This is a genomic window from Nostocoides japonicum T1-X7, assembly GCF_001046855.1.
Taxonomy (GTDB): domain Bacteria; phylum Actinomycetota; class Actinomycetes; order Actinomycetales; family Dermatophilaceae; genus Nostocoides; species Nostocoides japonicum.
Genome location: NZ_HF570958.1, coordinates 5,000,490 through 5,005,501, shown reverse-complemented (window position 1 = coordinate 5,005,501; position 5,012 = coordinate 5,000,490). Strand labels below are relative to the sequence as shown.

Annotated in this window: 4 protein-coding genes; all 4 read left to right on the top strand. The window is 70.4% G+C overall.

The genetic code is table 11. The features are described 5' to 3' along the window. Positions 1-1,371 (top strand): FTR1 family iron permease (locus BN12_RS26540; protein WP_048552761.1); only part of this gene is annotated, 1,371 nt, incomplete at its 5' end. Next, the gene (efeO, locus tag BN12_RS22595; RefSeq protein ID WP_053080021.1) at positions 1,361-2,629 is read left to right on the top strand and encodes an iron uptake system protein EfeO; all 1,269 of its coding nucleotides are present in this window, start codon (positions 1,361-1,363) and stop codon (positions 2,627-2,629) included. The genes BN12_RS26540 and efeO, both read left to right, overlap by 11 nt. Positions 2,630-2,701: 72 nt before the next feature. Further along, positions 2,702-3,904, top strand: a complete 1,203-nt coding sequence (locus BN12_RS22590) for a Dyp-type peroxidase (RefSeq protein ID WP_235432509.1) — start codon at positions 2,702-2,704, stop codon at positions 3,902-3,904. 822 nt (positions 3,905-4,726) lie between these two features. Continuing rightward, the coding region (locus BN12_RS26410; RefSeq protein ID WP_235432508.1) for a hypothetical protein at positions 4,727-5,012 on the top strand (286 nt) is incomplete at its 3' end.

Genomic DNA, 5,012 nt, shown 5'->3' with positions numbered 1-5,012 from the left:
GTCACCGGGATGATCCTGTGGATGAGCACCCATTCCCGGGGGCTCAAGCGGGAGCTCGAGGCGCAGGCCCAGGAGGCGCTCGGCGACGGCACGTCGCGCGCGCTCGTCATCATGGCGTTCCTCGCGGTCCTCAAGGAGGGCTTCGAGACCTCCGTCTTCCTCCTCGCGACGTTCCAGGCGTCGACGAACGCCTTCACCGCGGCGACCGGCGCCTTCCTCGGCATCCTCGTGGCGATCGGGCTCGGCATCGGCATCTACCGCGGCGGCGTCCGGATCAACCTGTCCCGGTTCTTCCGGGCGACGGGCGTCTTCCTCGTGCTCGTCGCCGCGGGCCTCCTCGTCACCGCCCTGCGGACCGCCCACGAGGCCGGCTGGCTCAACGCCGGCCAGCAGCGCACCGTCGACCTGTCCTGGCTCGCCCCCGTCGGCTCGATCCGCGGCGCGCTCTTCACCGGCGTCCTCGGCATCCCGGCCGATCCCCGGCTCGTCGAGGTCGTCGGGTGGCTGTGCTACCTCGTGCCGATGATGCTCATCGTCCTCTGGCCGCCGACCCGGCGCCCCGGACCCGTCGCGAGCATCCGGATCAAGCAGGTGGTCGCCCTCGCCGCGGTCGTCGCCGCCGGTCTGCTCGCCGTCCTCGTCCGCGCGCCCGCGCTGCCCGCCTCGGGTCCGGCGCCGCTCGTCGACGCGACGGGCGCCTCGGTCGGCACCGCCCAGCTGCGCGACGGCTCCCGGCTCGAGACGACGGTCGGCACGACGACGGCGACGTATGCCCTGAGCCGGGCCGGCGAGCAGGTGCACGACGGGACGACGGCCGAGCACCTCACCGGGTCGGCCCCGACCCCCGCGGACCTGCCGACGACCCTGACCCTCGACGACCTCGTCGCCGTGGGCGGCGGGCGGGTCCCCGTCGGCGTCGACGTCCAGCGCAACCCGGGCCCGTACACCGCGGCCTGGTCGGGCACCGGAGCCCTCGACGCCTGGTCCGTCGAGGGCGTCCTCCTCGACGCGACGTCACGGCATACCCTCGTCCTCACCCTCACCGGCGGCGGCCTGCCGACGTCCCGCACCCTCACCGTCACGCCCGACGCCACCCTTCCCGGTGGGGCCGGCACGGCCCCGGCGAGCTGGACCGTCGCTCCCGACCACGTCGACGCGGCCGCCCACGCCGCCCGCACCCACGAGAACCAGCGCACCGAGGCGCGCTTCTGGGGTCGCTTCGTGCCCCTCGTCCTCCTCGCCGCCGCCGCCGCGCTCCTCCTCACCGCCGAGCGCCGCCGGCGCGCCCTGACCCCGCCCCCCAGCACGGCCCTCGAGGACAGGGGATCCTCGACCACCCCGAACCCAAGGAGCAACGCCCATGCCGGTTAGTCCCACCCGTCTGAGTCCCACCCGTCGCCTCGCCGCCACCACGGCCGCCGGCGTCGTCTCCCTCCTCGCGCTCGCCGCCTGCGGGTCCTCCGGCGACGACTCAGGGTCGACCTCCTCGGCCACGGCCGCGTCGGACGTCGCCCCGGTCAAGGACGGTGCCGCGCAGGTCGGGGTGACGCTCACCCAGGGCTCCGGCGGCGACCAGTGCCAGCTCGACCACGCGAAGGCGGCCGCCGGGCCGGTGACGTTCACCGTGACGAACAAGGACGCCGCCTCCATCACCGAGGTCGAGCTGATCAGCGACCAGCGGATCTTGGGGGAGAAGGAGAACCTGGCTCCCGGGTTGTCGGCGGTCAGCTTCACGGTGACCCTGGGTGGTGGGACGTATCAGGTGTACTGCCCGGGTGCGGCGACGGAGAACCAGTCGTTCACGGTGACCGGGCAGGCGGCGGCCACGCCGACCGGGGATGCGGCGGCGCTGCTCACGGCGGGCACCAAGGAGTACGGCGCCTACGCGGCCCAGGTCCTCTCGGACATGCAGACCGCCGTCGGGAACCTCGCCTCCGCCGTCGACAGCGGCAACCTCGCCGAGGCGAAGAAGCAGTATGCGCTGGCCCGCCCGTTCTACGAGAAGGTCGAGTCGGCCGTCGAGGGCTTCGTCAAGCCGGGGTACAAGGCGGACGACAACAAGGGCAACCTGGACTACCTGATCGACATGCGGGCCTCCAACCTGGACCCGGCGGTGGGGTGGCACGGGTTCCACGCGATCGAGCGGGATCTGTACCAGAAGGGGGCGATCACGGCGCAGACGAAGAAGTACGCGACCGAGCTGCAGGCCAACACCAAGGAGCTGGCGACCGTCTCCAAGACGTTGACCTACAAGCCGGAGGACCTGGCCAACGGCGCCGCGGGGCTGTTGGAGGAGGTCCAGTCGAACAAGATCAAGGGCGAGGAGGAGCTCTACAGCCACCTGGACCTGGTCGACTTCGCGGCGAACGTCGAGGGCGCCCAGCAGGCCTTCGCCTACCTCAAGCCCGGGCTGGAGAAGATCGACCCGACGCTGACCGACAACGTCGCCAAGCAGTTCGACAACGTCGACGCCGCCCTGGAGAAGTACAAGGACCCCACCCAGGCCGGCGGGTACAAGCTGTGGACCCCCGCCCTGCGAGCCACCGACGCCGCCTCGCTGTCCAAGACAGTCCAGGCCCTGCAGGACCCGCTGTCCCAGATCGCCCAGAAGGTGGCGACCGCGCAGTGACGCCTGGGGACTGCCCGCCGCAGGACTCGGGCGTGCCTTGCCGACGGTTGTTGCACAGGCGCCGTCGGCGGGGTGGCCGTCGGCGCGCTCGCCGCGGGCGGCACGGCGTGGGGACTGGAGGCGGCGAGCGGCTCGGACTCGCCGACCGCGTCCGACCGCGATCTCGTCGACCTCACCAAGAGCCACGCCTTCTACGACCAGCCGCACCCGCCGGGCATCCAGACTCCCCCGCAGCGGCACTGCATCGTGATGACCTTCGACATGAGCGAAGGCACGGTGGGCAGCGACCTGCAGACGCTCCTCGCCCGCTGGAGCGCGGCGATCTCGCGGCTCATGGCCGGCCAGCCGGTCGGCCAGGTCCAGCCCACCCGGACCGAGGCGATCGGCCAGGACACCGGTGAGGCGAGCGGGCTGGACCCCGCGAGCCTCACTGTCACGGTCGGTCTCGGGCCGGGGCTGTTCGACAAGCGGTTCGGCCTCGCCACGAAGCGGCCCGCTCTCCTGCGGCCGCTGCCCGTCCTGCCGAGCGACGCGCTCGTGACGTCCCAGTCCGGCGGCGACCTGTCGCTCCAGGTCTGCTCCGACGACCCGCAGGTCACCTACCACGCGGTCCGCAACCTGGCCCGGATGGCTCGCGACACCGTCCAGACGCGTTGGACGGTCATCGGGTTCGGCCGCGCCTCCGCCGGGGGCGGGCAGCAGACCCCGCGCAACCTCCTCGGGTTCAAGGACGGCACCCGCAACGTCCGCGAGCCGGAGGAGTTCGACCGGTTCGTCTGGCTCAAGGACGCCGGCTGGATGACCGGCGGGACCTATCAGGTCGTCCGCAAGATCGAGATGGACATCGAGATCTGGGACGCCGACCGGGTGAGCGACCAGGAGCACATCTTCGGGCGCACCAAGCTCGAGGGGGCGCCCCTCACCGGCCGGACGGAGATGGACACCCCGAACTTCTCGGCGCAGGCGAAGGACGGCACACCCGTCATCGACCCGACGGCGCACATCGCCCTCGCCGCGGCTGAGAACAACCAGGGCGTCAAGATCCTGCGTCGCGGCTACAACTACACCGACGGCATCAACCAGTTCGGCCAGCTCGACGCCGGGCTGCTGTTCATCGCGTACGTGAACGACCCGCAGCACTTCATCACGCTGCAGCGGCGGCTCGGCGCCTCCGACCTGCTCAACGAGTACATCTCCCACGTCGGCTCCGGCATCTTCGCCGTCCCGCCGACCCCGGCCACCGGCCACTACATCGGCGAGCAGCTCTTCGCCTGACCCGTCGAGTGGGCGTGCCGGCCCCACCTCCGGTCGAGGTATCCAGCGACCACCGCCACGTCACCCAATACCTCCACCCAGGAGGGGCCCACTCCTGTCGAGGTATCCAGTGACCACCGCCACATCACCAGATACCTCGACCCGAACGGAACCAGCCGCGTCGAGGTATCCAGACACCACCGCGACGTCACCCAATACCTCCACCCAGAAGGGGCCCACTCCGGTCGAGGTATCCAGCGACCACCGGAGCGCCGCCAGGCACCTCGGTCGGCCCGATCTCGACGGGCAACGACCACCGTTACGTCACCAGATACCTCGACCCGAACAGAACCAGCCGCGTCGAGGTATCCAGACACCACCGCCACGTCACCCAATACCTCCATCGGAAGGGGCTCACTCCGGTCGAGGCATCCAGCGACCGCCGGAGCGCCACCAGGCACCTCGGTTGGGCCGATCTCGCTATCGGGCCCGGCCTCGACGGGCAACGACCACCGTTACGTCACCAGATACCTCGACCCGAACAGAACCAGCCGCGTCGAGGTATCCAGACACCACCGCAACGTCACCCAATACCTCCATCGGAAGGGGCCCAATCCGGTCGAGGTATCGAGGCACCATCGGGACGTCACCAGATACCTCGACCCGAACGGAACCAGCCGCGTCGAGGTATCCAGTGACCACCGCAACGTCACCAGATACCTCGACCCGAACGGAACCAGCCGCGTCGAGGTATCCAGACACCACCGCGACGTCACCCAATACCTCCACCCAGAAGGGGCCCACTCCGGTCGAGGTATCCAGCGACCACCGCAGCGTCGCCCAATGCCTCCACCCAGGAGGGGCTCACTCCGGTCGAGGTATCCAGCGACCACCGGAGCGCAGCCAGGCACCTCTGTCGGCCCGATCTCGATATCGGGCCCGGCCACGACGGGTAACGACCACCGTTACGTCACCAGATACCTCGACCCGAACGGAACCAGCCGCGTCGAGGTATCCATGAACTGCCGGGACGTCACCCAATACCTCCATGGGAAGGGGCCCAATCCGGTCGAGGTATCCAGTGACCACCGTTACGTCACCAGATACCTCGACCCGAACGGAACCAGCC

Bases quoted from the DNA above. Each gene is read 5' to 3' on its own strand.
- efeO (WP_053080021.1), top strand. From the start codon at position 1,361: ATGCCGGTTAGTCCCACCCGTCTGAGTCCCACCCGTCGCCTCGCCGCC.